Below are 17123 nucleotides of genomic sequence, written 5' to 3' on the forward strand. Positions count from 1 at the left end.
AGCGTATCCCTGTGCTGGATGTTACAAAGCTAAAGGTAGACCAGAGTTGCCACTAAAGCCAAAGCTTGCGGGCTCTAGCTTCGGGAAATTTTTGCCATTGTTGCTGAGGTTAAGGGCATAAAATCAGCGCTATTTCGCCAATTTGACAACAGTTTAACTACCGGTGGTTCATTTGTGTTGTCGAAAAAATAGACTAAAGTTTAGGTGTTACAACGTAAAGAGGGCTTATTGCACATGGATGATAAGCAAACACCAATGGCGGATGAACATGACGCTGCTTGGCAATTAAATCGCTTAGCACGTTGTTATCTCGCCAGTAAATCACCTTGGTATATCCGCAGGTTCGCCACACCGATTGCCGCGCTATTTTGTTCTTTGGCGCTGTTGCTCACAGTGACGTTTATTTACTTAATTGCCAGTTATAGCGGGCAAGCAGCGCCGTGTGGGCACAATGGTTGTGAGCCTGAGCTAAGTATCTTTCAACAAGGTATTGCCGTTGATCGCCAAAGCTTAAATATTAGCTTGCTAGAATATGAGCTACAGAAGGTGATTCCGGTTGAAGAAATTCAACGCACACGCGCCAATTTAACAACCAAGTTCTCAGCCTTAAAAAAGTCGTTATTACAAGGACGGGTGGTGGCTGCCAAGGCTAGCCATCAAGTATTAACGCAGCGTTTGGGCAAAACCTTTTTACCAGAAGTCGCCGCTGCCATGAAACTCATTGTTGACAGTAATAGCCTAGATACCGCGCAGCAAATTTACCCAGCCGACACATTTTACCCCAGCTTAGCACAGGCAATAGCGCAGCAAACTGTACCGCCTTTAAGCGCTAAAAGCTTTGCTAATCAAACCTCTGGCGTAGAGGCTTGGCACACTATGTTGGCGCTAGTTAAATTACAATATCAGGCGGAACAACATTATTTGGCGCAAGTTGAAAGCTATATTAATTCGATGGAGGCTTATATGTCGTTTGAATGGCTAAATCGCTTGCCTTGGATTGTGCAATTAATATTTTGGACTTGGTTTGGGGTGTTGATCAACAACATCGTTTGGTTGATTCGCTTAACCAAACAGCGCAAAGAAGCGCATGACTTAGCCTATAGCGCGCCAGTTTACTTAATGCTGTTTCCGCGTTTAGCGATCGCGCCGTTTATTAGTGTTATTTTTCTGGCCATGATCTCTTCTGGCATTGCCAGTTTTGATATTAGTAACCTGAATAACTTGCCGGCATTTTTGGTGGCGGCGTTTTTTCTTGGTTTTATGTCAGAGTCAATCACCTTACGAATACGACAGTTTTTTAATAAGTTATTGGACTCGATTAAAGCGAAAAAGCAGCGCAAGTTAACCATGGCAGCATTAACTCCTGCAGCAAGTTATACACCGTTAGCTAACACCTCGATAAGCCATTTGGAAACCAATATGCATGCGTTGGTTAACACTGAATTGACCGTGAGCAATATTCGCAACCAAGTAATTAAAAAAGCGCGTTTAGACAGCGCGCAATAACGGAGCTAAGACGATGAAAAAAAGTATGCAAGCGCCGCTATTATCATTGTTGCTGGTTTTGTTGTTAAGTGCGTGTGTCGCCAATAATGAAATGAGCCAAGTGATCACTCAGCTCAACGCTAGTAATAAACAAGCGGCGCAAGTGCTAGTGCAATTAAGTGCTAAAGATAAAGCCATAACCACCTTGCTTAATCGCCGCTTAAATGAAAACAAAATCTTGATGACAGCGCAAGTACAGCAACATTATTTTCACGCCTTGGCAAGGTTAAGGGCAAGTGTCATTGTGGTGTATGGCGACATTAATCGCCAGTTTGCCAAAGCGAAACAAGGCTGTCTTACGCAAATAGCGGCGCAAGTACAGCATTTAACCACCTTAGTTAGCGCCGCTGAGCAAGATGCTAAAACCTGGCTTGCAGAAAGCAAAAAGTTCCCCAATGATAAAACTCTTGCCTTACAAGCCGCGCAAGCGGCCGCCCAATATTTTGCCGAATTAAATGACACTAATAGCATCAGTGATGAGCATAGTACGAAATGTGTAGCGCAACTAGAAAGCGCAAAAACCCAAGCGCTAGCAAAAATAACGCAAGTACAAGATAGCCAAGAAGCTAAGTTAACGGCATTAGCTGACAGCAAAATGCAAGCGATAACGACCATGCCAGTGTTAAGCGTAAGTCATAGCCAAGCGCACTTTGCTGCCTTATCGGCATGGTTACATGAAAACGAATTAGCCTATAGTAATACCATGATGTATTTGCATACCAACAATATATTGTCAGAAAAAGGCGTACTGGCAAGTGCGCTACAAGGGCTAGGTCAGGGGGCTATCACACAAGTGCTTGGTAAAGATGTGGCGATACCCAGTAGCCGTGAAATTGGCGAGCTAGGGGAAGGTTTACTGAGCAGTATCACACAAGAAAGCAAGCAAGCATTTGCCGCCAGCCTACAAGCGGCACAACAGGCCGTAAACCAAACTAAAGAGCAACTGTTTGTTGGCGCTGAGCAACTGGTACAGCAATCGGTTATGTCAGTACTTAAAGCCATCGCGCAATAGCAGCGTGCGATGACCATAAACAAGGATAACAGCCATGAAAGCGAATGAAGAACTGTTTAATGCCTATGTCAGTGAAGAGTTTAAAAAGTCAGCCCAGACAACCAAGCAAGCACTCGAGCAGAAGATTAATCTTTATATTGAAGAGTTTCGCAGCCATCTCACTGAGTTAGTAAAAGAAGTTGAAAACACAGATCACAGCGAGCAATTTCAACAACACACAGCGCAAATCATTAAACAAGGGCAAGCAGCCAGCCAACAAGTGGACAATATTAATGAGATTATTGCTGAGCTTGAAATTAAAGCGCCAGCACTGGCCGAACAAGTAAATAAACTTAAACAAGCCAATAAGCAATTAAAAACAGAGCTTGATGGCATACATCAGCAAGCGACGGGGTTTGGCGCATCGGTGGGTAAGTTTATCGCCGGCAGTGTTAAGCAAATCGTGACAACAGGCTTACCGATATTTTGAGCTCAATATGCACAAGTTACTCAAGCTGAGCCGCAAGCCGTTTAAGTGAGCAAAGGCGAGCCAATACTTGGCTGGCTTTTATGGAAGGAGAATCTTTATGTACCCAGAATATATTGTTGTGCACACCGCCGCCTTTAACGGAAAAGATTGTGATCGCGACATGATAGATGCTTGGCATAAAGCTAGAAATTGGTCCGGCATTGGCTATCATTTTGTGATTGTAAACGATCAGCATAGCAGCAAAGCCGATGGCAGTGTCGAAAGTGGACGGCCCACTAATAAAGCAGGTGCCCATGCGTTGGGCTTAAACAGTCGTTCATTAGGTATTTGTTGTATTGGTCATGGCGATATCAATGACTTTACCCCAGCACAATATCAGAGCCTATATCGCTTAATACGGCGTTTAATGACCGAGTTCGCCATACCGGTTGAAAAAGTTATTGGTCATCGCGAGTTAAATCAACTGGCAGAGCGCGGCGTTATTTCAAGTCGTTATCGCACCAGCAAATCATGCCCAGGCAGTAAAGTCGATATGGATTTCATTCGCGAGCAGTTACCAGCAACAGCAGCGTTAAGTGATGCCAATGAGCAGCCTAGCCCAGAGCTGCGTGAGGCAATAAAGCAGGCGGTTGCAGTGTTACAGCAACATCGCAGCCATTACCCCAATGCGCAAGATGAGCTAGACGAGTTTATTCACCACCCGGAAGTTATTAGCCTTAGCCAATAGCCAAGGATCGTAAGTGCTTAAACTAGTTGTGCTTGCCACTTTTTTGCCACCTCAAGTGGCTGCGCCGCTTTGGTGATAGCAGATACTAGCGCAATGCTGTTGACCCCTGTTTGCCATACCTGTTGAAGACGTTGCTCGGTGTTAATACCACCAATTGCCACAACGGGCACAGATTCTGCCAGTGCTAGCAGTTGTTTTAGGTTGGCTAATCCTTGAATTTGCCCAGTCATATCTTTAGTTTTTGTTGCAAATATGGCTCCAATTGCAAGGTAAGACGGTTGTAGTTGCTTAGCTAATAACAATTCGTAGCAGCCATGACTACTGATGCCCAAGCGTAATCCGGCACGCGCTATGGCCATTAAGTTTGCATTAGCAAGATCTTCTTGGCCAAGATGAACCCCATAGCCGCCATATTTCATGGCGAGTTGCCAGTGATCATTAATAAATAGCCGACACTGATAAGAACGCGCTAAGGCTATGGCTTGTGCTATGGTGTTGGCTAACGCTTGCCCTTGCTTGTCTTTAATACGCAGCTGAATGATCTTTATATTTAGTGGCAGTAAGCGTTTTAGCCAAGCCAAAGAGTCTACAACAGGATAAAGTCCAAGTTTTTCACTGGGCTTAAGCCCTAAACAAGGAAACGGCGGTAACTTTTTATGGCGCGCAATTAAAGGGCTAAATACGCTTGGAAAGTCGCTTGGCTGCGTAGGCCAAGGGCCTTGCTCAAAAGCGCGATAGTCGTTAGTGCCACACTCAGTTTCATGGCTGAGTGCTAAGCCTTGGTGAATAAAAGCTTTGCTTAGGGTAAAGGCATCACGCAATAAATAGCCGTGGGCTAAAAAGCTTGCTAGCGCCGTGGCAAAACTACAGCCACCGCCATGACTGGCATTTGTGGCAATTTTATCGGCGCGTAACGTATACACTTGCCGCTGGCTACTAGTTAACGACTGTAAGCAGGTATCGCTACAATCAACAACCTGGTTTGCCGCTTGCTGCTGATGACCACCTTTTATGATCACCGCTTTCACGCCTAAACTGAGTATGCGGTTTGCCAAAGTAAGCACGTCAGCGGTTGTCGGGCTGTTGACCATCGCGGATAATTGTGTTGCTTCGATAAGGTTAGGCGTAATAACATCAATAAGCGGCAATAACGGCTGTAGCTCAGTGGAGATTAATTTTGACAGTCGGCCACCGACACTGGCTTGTAGCACGGGGTCGTAAACCACAATGACCGAGCTAAATTGCTGTTTAATGTTGCCCAGCCATGCCACCAGCCACGTTAATTGTTGCTGATTAGCAATTAAACCAATTTTTATTACGGCTGGCGGTTTATCAAGAGTCAGTGCCTTTGCTTGTGCGGCTAAAATGTCCACATCTACGGCATTGATCGCTAATAGTTGATGTGAGTTTTGCACTGTATTGGCGGTAATGAGGTGACAAACTTCGACCTTGAGATTATGACCCGTTTTGATATCGGCAGCGATGCCAGCACCACCTGAGCAATCTGCGCCAGATATCGTCCAAATAATGGCTTTATTTTTTACAACAGTGCCAGTAGCGGCAATATGGCTTGTCATGATTTATGCTCTTCTTGGTGCCAAAACGGGCTATCTAAGGTTGGCGTGCTTGCTTGCGCGGTTTGACGCTCTGTCATAGTACCGGCAAGATAAGCAGATTCACCGGCAGCGATGGCTTTGGCAAAGGCTTTAGCCATTAACACTGGATTATCCGCCAAGGCTATGGCGCTATTTAGCAACACAGCATCAAACCCCATTTCCATGGCAATACAGGCATCGGAAGGCTTGCCAATGCCGGCATCAAGTATCAGGGTTGCATGAGGCAAACGTTGGCGAATACAGGCTAGGTTATAGCGGTTCATTAAGCCTTTGCCGGTGCCAATAGGCGACGCCCAAGGCATGATCACTTCGCAGCCTAGCTGATAGAGCCGTTGGCAAACCACTAAGTCGTCAGTGCAATAGGGTAATACTTTAAAGCCCTCGTCAAGCAATTGTTCTGTGGCAGTTAACAGTGCGACAGGATCGGGTTGTAGGTTGTAGTCATCGCCGATGACTTCAAGCTTTATCCAGTCAGTTTGAAACAATTCTCTGCTCATTTTGGCTAAGCTTATGGCTTCGCTAGCCGATTTACAGCCAGCGGTATTGGGCAGCAAAAAGCCTTGGTTTTCGCTGACACTTTCTTGAATATAACGCCAAATTTTATCGCCTGAGCGCGCAAGTGGATTTTGCCGCTTCAATGATAAAGTAACGACTTGTGCGCCACTGGCAATAATGGCTTGCTGCATTATTTCAGGTGACGGGTACAAGGCTGAGCCTATTAGCAAGCGACTTGATAATGTTTGACCATAAATATGCAATGGCACGGCTTAACCTCCCACTATCGGAAACAGTAAGTCGATGCGATCATGGTTACTTACCTGTGTTGCGTGGTAGTGGTCGCGACCGACAAACTCACCATTTAGTGCTAAGGCAAAGCTTTGTGTTTGCTCGTTATCGGCTAAAACAATGGCTAAGACTTGCTGGATACTCATCTTGGTTGAGGTTTTGGGTAATGTTGTGGTTTCACCATTTATATAAATTTTCATAAGTTTCTCAATGTTATTAACGCCGGTGTGTTAAGTGCAAAGCTGGTTAAGTAACGGGTAACCAATTAGCGTATTGATATTCATGCCATGGCTTTTGTTGTTGCATTAGCAAGTTGTCAACATGGGCAAGCACTTGTGAGAGCACAATAGGGGCAATTAAAAAGCCGTGTCGATACAAACCATTCACCTGTAGCAATGCGCCACGGGTGATAACCTTCGGCTGATTATCCGCAAAAGCTGGCCTAAGTTGGCTCAGGTGTTGGCGAATATGGGCTTCGGCAAAACCGGGGTGCACGCTGTAAGCGGCGCTGAGGAGCTCCATCGCCGAGCGCACTGTCATCGGCGCTGTGTCGTCACTTTCAATTTCAGTGGCCCCCACCACATAATGACTTTTGCCTTTGGGGGCAATATACAGTTGGTAGCGTGGGTGCATTAATCTGATGGGTCTTGAAATATTCACTGTTGGCGCAAACAGTTGAAACAACTCACCGCGTACGGCGCGTAAACCACTCAATGGCGCATTATTTTTGTCGGCCAATGTGGCTGTTGCTTTCGCGCCAATGCCCCGACAATCTATGGCTAAGTCAAAAGATTGCCATTGTTGACCATGACCTTGCCCTTTACTTTGCACCTGAATATCACAACCGCTTTGCAAGCGAGTGGTTTTGATCGCAGTTACTTTGGTTTCACTTAGCCACTTAACGGCTTCGAGTTTTAGTTGTTGTTGCAACGCCGTCAGCAATTTACGGTTACCAATTTGCCCTTCATCTGGCAAGTACAATGCTTGGGCAAAACGCTGTGCTAGTTCGGGCTCGAGTGTTGCTAGCTGCGCTCTATTTATCTGCTGTTGCTGATGTTGTGGGTAATGCTTGGCTAAATAGCGACTGAGCCGATGATAATCGTTAATATCTTGCGCATGGCTGACGACTATGGCGCCGGTTTGTTGAAAAAAGCTATAGCTTGTTAAGGTATTAAGCAATTTTGGCCACAGTGGCAGCGCGGCAAAACCCATCGCTACTATATTGGCAGGGCTGTGCATCGCCTCACCTAATGGCGTCAGCAAGCCTGCAGCCGCATAGGCAGCACTTTGTTGACCATTTTTTTGGTCTTTATCAAATAGCGTAACCTGATAGCCTTGTCGATTTAACGACAAGGCCAGCAAACGACCGATCAGACCAGCGCCAATAATTGCAATAGTTGGCATGATCCCGATTAATCCTTGGTTGTGCTATATGCTGTATGGCTTGCTTGATAAAGCTCGCTCCCGTTAGCTTTAAACTCAGCGGCTTTTTCTGCCATGCCTTGAACTGAAATGCTCAGGGTTTCATCAACTAGCTTAATATCAATACTGTGCTCGTTATCTGCTTGTTGGCTTAAGTCAGAGGCGTAATCGCGCACTTGTTGAGATATTTTCATCGAGCAAAACTTAGGGCCACACATAGAGCAAAAATGCGCAACTTTGCCAGACTCTTGCGGCAGGGTTTCATCGTGATACGCGCGCGCTGTGTCAGGATCTAAACCGATATTAAATTGATCGTACCAACGAAACTCAAACCGCGCTTTTGACATTGCATTATCACGAATTTGTGCACCTGGGTGTCCTTTGGCTAAATCACCCGCATGAGCGGCAATTTTATAGGTGATCAAACCGGCTTTAACATCGTCTTTATTGGGTAAGCCCAGATGCTCTTTCGGGGTTACATAGCAAAGCATGGCACAGCCATACCAACCAATATTCGCCGCGCCTATGCCTGAGGTAATGTGATCATAGCTGGGGGCAATATCTGTGGTTAATGGCCCTAAGGTATAAAAAGGTGCTTCACCGCAATGCTTGAGTTGCTCGGTCATGTTTTTTTCAATCATATGCAGCGGAACATGACCTGGGCCCTCAATCATGGTTTGCACATCATGCTGCCAGGCAATCTGGGTTAATTCACCCAAAGTGCGCAATTCGGCAAACTGCGCTTCATCATTGGCATCGGCTATTGAGCCAGGACGTAAACCATCGCCCAGTGAAAATGACACATCATACGCTTTTAAAATTTCACAAATGTCTTCAAAATGGCTATATAAAAAGTTTTCTTTATGATGGGCTAAACACCACTTTGCCATGATAGAGCCACCGCGTGAAACTATGCCTGTAACCCGTTTTGCGGTCATAGGGACATAGCGCAGTAACACACCAGCATGAATGGTAAAATAGTCTACCCCTTGTTCTGCCTGCTCAATAAGGGTATCGCGAAATATTTCCCAGCTTAGATCTTCTGCAATGCCGTTGACTTTTTCTAAGGCCTGATAAATAGGAACTGTGCCAATGGGCACTGGCGAGTTGCGAATAATCCACTCGCGGGTTTCATGTATGTAACGGCCAGTTGAAAGGTCCATCACGGTATCGGCGCCCCATTTGGTTGCCCAAACCAGTTTTTCGACTTCTTCTTCAATGGACGAGGTTAACGCTGAATTACCGATATTAGCGTTTACTTTGATCAAAAAATTGCGACCAATGATCATCGGCTCAAGCTCAGGGTGATTTATATTTGCAGGAATAATAGCTCGTCCCCGCGCGACTTCATCGCGAACAAATTCGGCGGTAATTTGCTCAGGAATATTAGCACCCAATGCTTGGCCTTGATGTTGTTGCAATAACACCTCGTTTTTAACCTCTTGACGTTTTAGGTTCTCACGAATGGCGATATATTCCATTTCAGGGGTGATAATGCCTTGGCGAGCATAGTGCATTTGGCTGACGTTTTTGCCGGCTTTTGCTTTGCGTATCTTAGGCAAGTGTTCAAAGCGAATATGGTCTAGGCCTTCATCTGCTAAGCGTTGCTGGCTATAGTGTGAAGAGCTACGCGCTAAACACTCAACATCGGCGCGGGCATCAATCCAGCCTTCACGCAAGCGAGGTAAGCCTTTGTGCACATCAATGTTAACCTTTTGATCAGTGTAAAAACCCGAGGTGTCGTAAACACATAATGGCGGATTTTTTTCATATTGTGGCTGGTTTTTATCGCCACCAATTAAGGTGTCAGACAGGGTTATTTCTCGCATACCAACTTGGATATCGTGAATCTTTCCCGCGAGGTAAATTTTTTTTGAATTTGGAAATGATAGCTCAGCCGTGCGTTGTAAAAAGTCGCTGGCTTGTTTTCGACGTTCACGTCTTGAAATGGAACTCATGTTCTCTCACCTGTGTTTTATAAAATAAAAATTAGGCGGAGCTTTTTGGGGTAGTAACGAGGAGCGCTGACAATAGCACCATAGCAATTATGGCCATTACCAGTACTCACTTGTTCCCTTCGCAGATGTTAATCTAATCAGGTTCTACGGATCCCGCTTTCGCGATCTCAGCCCTTTGGCACTCCGACAAGTCTATAGGTTTAACGCTAGTTAAACGCGAGATGATTCTAGCTTGATAACTGTTTGTTAGGCAATAGTTTTTTTATTTAGCCGCGCACGGAGTCAATAATAGGTAATCAGGGCGTTAAACTAGCTCACCGCCAAAAAGGTCATTAGCACCGGTTATCACACTCGAAAATTTCGCGCTTTGGCGTTGGCCGTTAATCTTTAAAGGCTTGTTTGGTTATGCTGTTATCCCCGTGTATTTTCAGTGGTGCTTTTAGGTTATTTTTTGTCGCAACCGGCGTTATTATGGCGCTTCTTCACTTAAACCAACAATTTGTGGAGTGCGGTTATTTACTATGCAAGCTCGAATAAATTGCTACAAAAACTATTGACCCCTATCACTGTGCTTGAGACTAATTCTGCGGGGTAAATTGATGAGTTTGATGCCATGGTTGCACTTGTTGCCTGTGTGGTAGCCATATGCTTTTGGCGCAAAGGTGTGGCTGAATTTACCGTCCAAAAAAGATAAAAAATGACATATTTGAGTACTTGTTTTGGCAAAATTTGTCGTAAGATAGTCAGCCAACGCAATTTAGATAATGATAATAGGGAATGAATTTATGGCTGAATCGACCAGTGAAAACAGTACAGAGCAGGTAGTGAAGACGTTAGATCCAGCAAGCTTATTAAAGGATGAAATTGATCAAGTAAATCGAATCTATAATATTATTGTCGAGTTTTTCACCAACTATAGTTTTCAATTAATTGGCGCTTTTATCATTTTTATTATTGGTTATATTTTTGCCGGTAAAATTGCCAACTTTGTATTAAAACTGTGTGAGCGTCATAAGCTTGATGTAACCTTAAGTCGCTTTTTAGCCAACACCAGTAAAATGCTGATTGTAGTGATGATCACTATCATTGCCTTAGGCAAGCTGGGTATCAGTGTGACGCCGTTTATTGCGGCCATTGGTGCAATTTCCTTGGGAGCGGGTTTAGCGTTGCAAGGTTTGTTATCAAACTATGCGGCAGGTTTTAATATCATTATTATTCGACCCTTTGTGGTTGGCGATACCATTACCGTGCAAGGGGTAACAGGCTTAGTCAAAGAAGTTTTATTGGCTTATACCATATTAACGGATGAAGACAATGTTGAAATTACCATACCCAATAAACATATCGTCGGTGAAGTGCTACATAATTCTAGACATGACTCTTTGCTAGAGCTCAGTGTTGGTATTGATTATAGTGAAAACCCGTTAGCGGTAGTTGAAATGCTAGAAGATGCCATCGCTAAGTTAGATATTGTCAGTAAAGCCCGTGAGCCGCAAATTGGTATTGAAGCATTTGCTGATAGTGCGATTAATATCGGTATTCGACTGTGGACTCCGACTGAAAATCTGTATACCTCGAAATATAAAGCCTATAAAGCGATTTATTTAACCTTAGAAAATGCCAATATTAAAATTCCGTTTCCGCAACGCGATGTGCATCTTATTAAAGATTCGGCGTAAGCAGTAATTATGGTGCAGTTACTGTTATGGCGTTAAATACTCAGCGACTAGATCGGTTTTTAGCAAAAGCTTGCCAAGTTAATCGCAAGCAGGTGCGCTTGATGTTGGCGCAAAACAGAGTGCAGGTAGACGGCATTGTTGCACAAGATGCCGATACCATCATCGATACCTTCAGTAAGATCATGCTGGACGGGCAAGTACTGCAAGCGAACGCGGCTTATTATATTATGCTAAATAAGCCGGTTGGCGTGGTTAGCGCAACGCGTGACAGCCAACATAAAACCGTACTTGACTTACTTGATTATCCGTTTAAAAATCAACTGCATATTGTTGGTCGGCTGGATCTTAATAGTTCAGGATTAGTGCTATTGACCAATGATAGTCGCTGGTCAGAGCGCTTAACCTTGCCTGAGCAAAAAGTTGCAAAACGTTACTTAGTAACCTTAGAGAATAAGTTGCACCAAGCGTATATCTCAGCGTTTGCTAACGGCATGTATTTTGCCTTTGAAGACCTCACCACTAAGCCGGCAAAACTGACCATAGTGACTGACTATCAAGCAGAAGTTGAGTTGATAGAAGGGCGTTATCATCAAATAAAACGTATGTTTGGTCGGTTTCGAAACCAAGTTATTGGCTTGCATCGTTTTGCTATTGGTCATTTACCACTTGATAGCGCGCTAGCGCTCGGGCAAAGTAGACAGCTAAGTGCGGCAGAAGTGACGGCGATTTTCGGTCATAAAAAACGCACAGTGATTGATTAACAGGTATCACCTCAATAGGAACAAAAATGACTAAAATTATCATACTACTGCTCGTTATCGGACTAGTGGTTAGCTACTTTGTGCGCAATAATGCTAATCGCGAAGCGGCAAAAGTTAACGCTATTAAAGCCAGTGAGTTTTTGCACGCCAATAAACAAGTTGAGGGTGTTGTTGAAACCGATTCAGGCCTACAGTATCAAGTGTTAACGCCTGGCCAAGGTGATATTCATCCCAGTACTAACTCAAAAGTTACTGTGCACTATCATGGCACCTTGGTCGATGGCACAGTGTTTGACAGTTCAGTAGCCCGCAACGAGCCTATTAGTTTTGCCCTAAAGCAGGTGATTAAGGGCTGGACTGAGGGGCTACAGTTAATGGTGGTGGGTGAGAAAACTCGGCTATTTATCCCCGCTAGTTTGGCGTATGGTAATAGTCGTGCTGGTAAAATCCCGCCCGGATCGTTATTAATTTTTGATGTTGAACTGCTGGCGATTGAATAGTGTCGCGACTCATTAGCAACTTACTATAAAACGTAAGTGCTTACTCTTCTCTAAATGCCTCTGCTGAAAGGTGGTGGCGATTTAATAATTTGTAAAACTCGGTGCGATTGCGTTGGGCAATTTTAGCCGCTTGCGAGACGTTACCGGCGGTTATTTTTAGTAATTTGGCTAGGTAGTCACGCTCAAACTTGTCTCTGGCTTGTGCAAATGAGGGCAAGATAGTGGCTTTATCGCGCAGTGCGCTTTTTACTAACATTTCGCTAATTAAGGGCTCTGTGGATAAGGCCACGGTTTGCTCAACAACATTTTGTAATTGTCGAATATTGCCGGGCCAATCAGCACTGATCAAAATTTCCATTGCTTCTTGTGAAAAGCCAGAAATATTGATGTGTGATTGCTTGGCCGATTGATTTAAAAAGTGCTGTGCCAGCAATGGAATGTCTTCTCTGCGCTCTGACAAAGGTGGCAGTACTAACTCCACCACATTGAGACGATAATATAGATCTTCTCGAAAAGTTTTGTCGATAATGGCTTGCTGCAAGTTTTTGTGCGTGGCGGAGATGATCCTAACATCGACTTTAATCGATTGTGTACTGCCAACGGGGCGTATTTCACGTTCTTGTAATGCGCGCAATAGTTTGACCTGAAAACTCATGGGCATATCGCCAATTTCATCTAAAAAGAGCGTGCCGCCATCGGTGGCTTGGAATAAGCCGCTATGGTTTTTTTCTGCCCCAGTAAACGCGCCTTTCGTGTGACCAAAGAGCTCAGACTCAAGTAGTTGCTCAGGAATTGCTGCGCAATTAATCGCGGTAAACTTTTCGTTATGGCGCGGACTGGCTAAATGTATCGCTTTGGCAAGTAGCTCTTTGCCGGTACCACTTTGGCTATGAATGAGTAGGCTAAAGTCACTTTTTGCTACTTGTTTACTTTGCTGTAACAGCGACTCCATTATGGTGCTGCGGCTAATAATTTTTTCCCGCCACTGATTGTCTGCTTGATCATGCTTTAATTCTGCTGGCTGTAATCGAATTGCTTGCTCGACGATTGCAAGCAACTCTTTGCTTTCAAAAGGTTTGGTCAGAAAACTAAAAACCCCTTGTTTAGTGGCATTTATGGCGTCGGGAATGGTGCCATGGGCGGTCATAATGATGACAGGAATATGCGGGTGTTTAGCCCGAATTTGTTCAAATAACGCCATGCCATCCATGCCTTCCATTTTAAGGTCGCTGATCACTAATTGCGGATGAAAACTCTCTAAACGACCCAGCGCCATTTTGGCATTTTTTGCTGATTCGACTTGATAACCGGCGGCAGATAGGCGAATACCGAGTAAGCGCAATAGGCTAGGGTCGTCATCAACGATGAGAATTTTACTGTCAGTTAACGTCGGGCTTGGTGTTATTTTGCTCATGGTTTATCTCGCAAGTTATCTCTCGGTATTTATCGCGGCTTAGGGTATGCGTTTATCAATTGCTTGTTCGATATTTTGCAGTTGTTTAATGATTTGTTGTAATAAAGTTACTTGTTCGATGAGTTGCTGCTGCTGATTGAGCGCGGCTTGTTGTTGTTTTTGTTGTTCTGCCAGCAAACGGTTTCGCATTAATATGCGCTGGTTAAGCTGATCGCGTAGCAAACTGAAAAACGCTTGATCACTTGGACTAATGTCCGCAAAGGCACCATTATCACTTGAGTTTTGTAAGTTATTTAACCAAGTTTTTGCACTAAAGCTATTATACACGGGTGACCTAGGTAAGCTGTAAAGCAAAAGTAATTTGAGTTGGCCTTGGTAATATAGGGCGGTATTGGGCGCTTTATCAAGTGCTATAGCCGCCTGTTGTTTTGCGACTTCATCGGCAAGCTGTTGGCTACTAAGTTGTTGCAAGGTAAGGTAATACTCGCCGTAACTTGGTTTACTTTCACTGGGCAAGGTGAGTTGACAACCAGACAAAAACAGCAACGCTGTTGTCAGTAATAGCCATCTTGCATGCAGTAAATAAATCATCAGGTTTGTCCCTCAAGTTGATACGCGCGTGGCAAGGTAATTTTAACAGTGGTGCCTTGTTGATGATTCTTCGCCGAGAGTATTTCAATTTCACCATTAAGACGTAATAAAAGCTCTTTTACTATGGTTAAGCCTAAGCCACTGCCTTTGATTGGGCTTTGCTCAGGTGGCGGGCCTTGATAAAAGGCATCAAATATCTTCTCTTGATTATCCGGCGCAATGCCCATGCCTTGATCGCTAATAAACAGCATGACTTGTTCATTTACTAAGCGTGATGTTACCGTGATTATGCCTTCATTGGGTGAGTACTTTATGGCGTTTGATAAAATATTATCAATAACCACCGCCACTTGCTTATGGTTGCTGACCACAGCAACCGGTTCTAGCGTATTGTTGATGGTAAGCTTTTTACGTTTAATATCTAGTTTTCTATCGGTGAGTACTTGCTGAAATAGTTGCTTGATTTCGATGGCGGCAGAATCTTGTAAGCTTGTTGAATCGAGGACAATGTTAAAATCAAGCAAATCTTCAATGTGTTTTTGCAAACGATAAACACTGCTTTTGATAATCTGAGATATTTCGTGTTGCTCTGCATTTAGCTCACCAACACTGTTATCGTATAATAGCTCTGTGCCTTCACGAATAGCGGCCAGAGGCGTTTTTAGTTCATGTGATATATGGCGAATAAAGCTCGACTTTTGCAGTTCAAGTGCTTGTAAGCGCATACGCATACTTTCTAGCGCATGGGCTATTTCTTGAATTTCCGGAGAGCCACTTACTTTGATCTCATTGGCAAAGTCACCTTGGTGCAATCGAAAAATGCTACCGGTTAATACTTTCAGTGGGCTAGTGATCAATACGATAAAAATACCGGCAATTAATAAGCTAATAGGGATGATGATCAAGCTTTGCATCATAATATCACGCAGGCCTTGTGCGGCTTGTCGAATGTTACTGATGTGCAGGCTGTTGAGCTCATTACTGCGCTGAGTTATTTGTTCGTAAATGGTACTTAAGGCATGAAATTTTAATTGCAATGGCTTAAGGATTTGACTGTCAGTGACGGGTTTTGCCGCTGCCGTTGGCATTATGTTATCGACTAAGTCAGCAACGGTTTCACTATAGTGCGTCACCAATTGCTGCAATTTTGCATCTTGGCTTGTGGCTGTTAATTGTGCTGTTAATTGAACGATGTGTTGGCTTTGTTGTTGATAACTTTGTGCAAGTGCAGGGTCTCGCAGCACTAAATATTGAGCGGCGCTACGCTCCATTCGCAATTGATGGCTTTTCAGTAATTGTTGTAAATCGAATATTTTAGCGATATCTGTAATGGCGCCGGCGCTGCTATTTGCTAGGGCATTGACTTGTGAGGCACCAAAGATTAGCGCGATAACCAAAGGAAATGCCACTAAACCAAAACCTAATAAGGTCAAGGATTTTATGGATAGGTTTTTTATTGAAAAGTTATGGTTTTGTGGGGCAATTACTGTCGCCATTAGCTTTCTCACAGGGTGACTCGTCGCTCGTATGTCCGCTCAAGGTGGTCACTAGTGTTAGCCAAAAACCGCAAAAAAACAATACTGTCTCAAATATGAGACAAGCGTTCTTATTGTGCTGTATTTATGTAAGGCATTGTTTTTATGTTAATTATTTATCTTGCTAACGTTCATGCTGTCGATAATAAATAAACCACCTCAGATGTTGTTGCTAATTGGCGACAGTTTAGTGAGTTGATTTCGGTTTTTATTTTTATTAATTGTTTTAAATCAGTGCCTTACAGGTTTGGTATGGTATGTGCTATTTGTCAGGTGTAGATGGCACTTGCCCATCGGCATATTTTTTATGTGCTATTAATTTATTAGAAGGATTCAACGATGAACAACTTAAGCCTAACAAAATTATCGATTACCGTCATTGCCCTATCATTCGCTTCTAACTTGGTATTTGCAGATAATGATATTAATAAAGCGCTTGTAACTGCACCAGTTTCTTCTTTCTCACAGTTATTAACTGACTACAATAGTGATGATAACCAAACGTTGAGCGTTAGCGAATTAGCCGCCAATGAAGAGTTAAGCAAGTTATTTGCAAAGATTGATGTGGATGGCGATAAAGAAATTAGCGCCCAAGAATATAGTCAATACCTTGCAAGCTTAAAAATGTCTTTGTAGTCAGAAGCAAAGTTTTGCGTTGATAGCGCTCTTTTTGTCGACTGTACGCCATATTTCCCAGCCATCAGTCGACTTTTTTTCTTGATGTTAAAAGGGGTCCCATGAATAAAACGTCCTTTCCTGAAGCTTTGTCTCGTTGTGTGAAAATAGATCAATGGATTTTTGAGGTTAAATCAGTGCGCGCCATTCGCGTCAATGAATTTGGTCAACCTTATTCGGCTACGGCGAATATCACACTTAACGGCGACAGTGCTTATATTGATGGCTTGTTAACCAAGGAAGGTGAGGATTTTAATCGGGAAGATTACCAAGCATTTGTAAAACTAACCCAGCAATTAGAGCTAAAAAGCTTTAATTTTGACCGATTTAAAAAACAGCGTCGCGTATCTCATACCGTAAAAGTCGCCCCGATTGAACCTTTAGCCCCTGAGCTTAAGCTGGTAAAAGCCTAAGTTAATTTAGCGCCGCGGTT

At 43.8% G+C, this 17123-nt stretch carries 17 protein-coding genes and 1 riboswitch; of the genes, 9 read left to right on the plus strand and 8 right to left on the minus strand.

The features are described from left to right. Positions 1-234 precede the first annotated feature (234 nt). The 4 genes from B6K83_RS00415 (at position 235) to B6K83_RS00430 (ending at position 3753) form a co-directional block, all read left to right on the plus strand. Positions 235-1506: a hypothetical protein gene (locus tag B6K83_RS00415; RefSeq protein ID WP_085282137.1), complete on the plus strand. Its 1272-nt coding sequence runs from the start codon at positions 235-237 to the stop codon at positions 1504-1506. Between the two features lie 13 nt (positions 1507-1519). Then, complete coding sequence (locus B6K83_RS00420) at positions 1520-2557, plus strand: hypothetical protein (RefSeq protein ID WP_085282139.1); 1038 nt, start codon at positions 1520-1522, stop codon at positions 2555-2557. 34 nt (positions 2558-2591) lie between these two features. Then, positions 2592-3026 carry a restriction endonuclease subunit S domain-containing protein gene (locus B6K83_RS00425; protein ID WP_085282141.1) on the plus strand — a complete coding sequence of 145 codons (435 nt, stop codon included), beginning with the start codon at positions 2592-2594 and terminating at the stop codon, positions 3024-3026. Positions 3027-3123: 97 nt separating this feature from the next. After that, positions 3124-3753: an N-acetylmuramoyl-L-alanine amidase gene (locus tag B6K83_RS00430; protein WP_085282143.1), complete on the plus strand. Its 630-nt coding sequence runs from the start codon at positions 3124-3126 to the stop codon at positions 3751-3753. Positions 3754-3770: 17 nt separating this feature from the next. Here B6K83_RS00430 and thiE read toward each other — a convergent pair whose 3' ends face one another. Genes thiE through thiC form a run of 5 tightly spaced genes read right to left on the minus strand, consistent with a single transcriptional unit; the run spans position 3771 to position 9535 of the window. Next, complete coding sequence (gene thiE, locus B6K83_RS00435) at positions 3771-5330, minus strand: thiamine phosphate synthase (protein WP_085282145.1); 1560 nt, start codon at positions 5328-5330, stop codon at positions 3771-3773. After that, the gene (locus B6K83_RS00440; protein WP_085282147.1) at positions 5327-6133 is read right to left on the minus strand and encodes a thiazole synthase; all 807 of its coding nucleotides are present in this window, start codon (positions 6131-6133) and stop codon (positions 5327-5329) included. The genes thiE and B6K83_RS00440 overlap by 4 nt, the downstream gene beginning before the upstream one ends. A gap of 3 nt (positions 6134-6136) precedes the next feature. Next, a complete protein-coding gene (gene thiS, locus B6K83_RS00445) occupies positions 6137-6355 on the minus strand; it encodes a sulfur carrier protein ThiS (RefSeq protein ID WP_085282149.1) in 219 nt (72 codons plus the stop codon). Positions 6356-6401: 46 nt separating this feature from the next. Beyond that, positions 6402-7559 carry an FAD-dependent oxidoreductase gene (locus B6K83_RS00450; protein ID WP_085282151.1) on the minus strand — a complete coding sequence of 386 codons (1158 nt, stop codon included), beginning with the start codon at positions 7557-7559 and terminating at the stop codon, positions 6402-6404. An 8-nt stretch (positions 7560-7567) separates the two neighbouring features. Continuing rightward, a complete protein-coding gene (gene thiC, locus B6K83_RS00455; RefSeq protein WP_085282153.1) occupies positions 7568-9535 on the minus strand; it encodes a phosphomethylpyrimidine synthase ThiC in 1968 nt (655 codons plus the stop codon). Positions 9536-9632: 97 nt separating this feature from the next. Then, positions 9633-9731, minus strand: a riboswitch (TPP riboswitch). Between the two features lie 589 nt (positions 9732-10320). On the opposite strand from thiC, the gene B6K83_RS00465 reads away from it, so the two are divergent. The 3 genes from B6K83_RS00465 to B6K83_RS00475 are packed head-to-tail and all read left to right on the plus strand — an operon-like array spanning position 10321 to position 12475. Next, on the plus strand, positions 10321-11214 hold the full coding sequence (locus B6K83_RS00465) for a mechanosensitive ion channel family protein (RefSeq protein ID WP_085282157.1): 894 nt from the start codon (positions 10321-10323) through the stop codon (positions 11212-11214). 26 nt (positions 11215-11240) lie between these two features. Next, entirely contained in the window at positions 11241-11975 is a 735-nt protein-coding gene (locus tag B6K83_RS00470; RefSeq protein WP_085282159.1) for a pseudouridine synthase, read from the plus strand. A 26-nt stretch (positions 11976-12001) separates the two neighbouring features. Beyond that, positions 12002-12475 carry an FKBP-type peptidyl-prolyl cis-trans isomerase gene (locus B6K83_RS00475; protein WP_085282161.1) on the plus strand — a complete coding sequence of 158 codons (474 nt, stop codon included), beginning with the start codon at positions 12002-12004 and terminating at the stop codon, positions 12473-12475. A 40-nt stretch (positions 12476-12515) separates the two neighbouring features. On the opposite strand, the gene B6K83_RS00480 is transcribed toward B6K83_RS00475, so the two are convergent. Genes B6K83_RS00480 through B6K83_RS00490 form a run of 3 tightly spaced genes read right to left on the minus strand, consistent with a single transcriptional unit; the run spans position 12516 to position 15976 of the window. Further along, complete coding sequence (locus tag B6K83_RS00480) at positions 12516-13889, minus strand: sigma 54-interacting transcriptional regulator (protein WP_085282163.1); 1374 nt, start codon at positions 13887-13889, stop codon at positions 12516-12518. Positions 13890-13928: 39 nt separating this feature from the next. Next, a complete protein-coding gene (locus B6K83_RS00485; protein WP_085282165.1) occupies positions 13929-14480 on the minus strand; it encodes a hypothetical protein in 552 nt (183 codons plus the stop codon). Further along, positions 14480-15976, minus strand: a complete 1497-nt coding sequence (locus B6K83_RS00490; RefSeq protein ID WP_085282167.1) for a HAMP domain-containing sensor histidine kinase — start codon at positions 15974-15976, stop codon at positions 14480-14482. Before B6K83_RS00490 ends, B6K83_RS00485 begins: the two co-directional genes overlap by 1 nt. A 378-nt stretch (positions 15977-16354) precedes the next feature. Between B6K83_RS00490 and B6K83_RS00495 the strand changes: the two genes are divergently transcribed. Together B6K83_RS00495 and B6K83_RS00500 are read left to right on the plus strand one after the other, a co-directional pair. Then, positions 16355-16651 carry an EF-hand domain-containing protein gene (locus tag B6K83_RS00495; RefSeq protein WP_085282168.1) on the plus strand — a complete coding sequence of 99 codons (297 nt, stop codon included), beginning with the start codon at positions 16355-16357 and terminating at the stop codon, positions 16649-16651. Between the two features lie 101 nt (positions 16652-16752). After that, a complete protein-coding gene (locus tag B6K83_RS00500; protein WP_085282171.1) occupies positions 16753-17103 on the plus strand; it encodes a hypothetical protein in 351 nt (116 codons plus the stop codon). Positions 17104-17123: the final 20 nt, after the last annotated feature.

This window comes from Colwellia chukchiensis (assembly GCF_002104455.1).
Classification (GTDB): domain Bacteria; phylum Pseudomonadota; class Gammaproteobacteria; order Enterobacterales; family Alteromonadaceae; genus Cognaticolwellia; species Cognaticolwellia chukchiensis.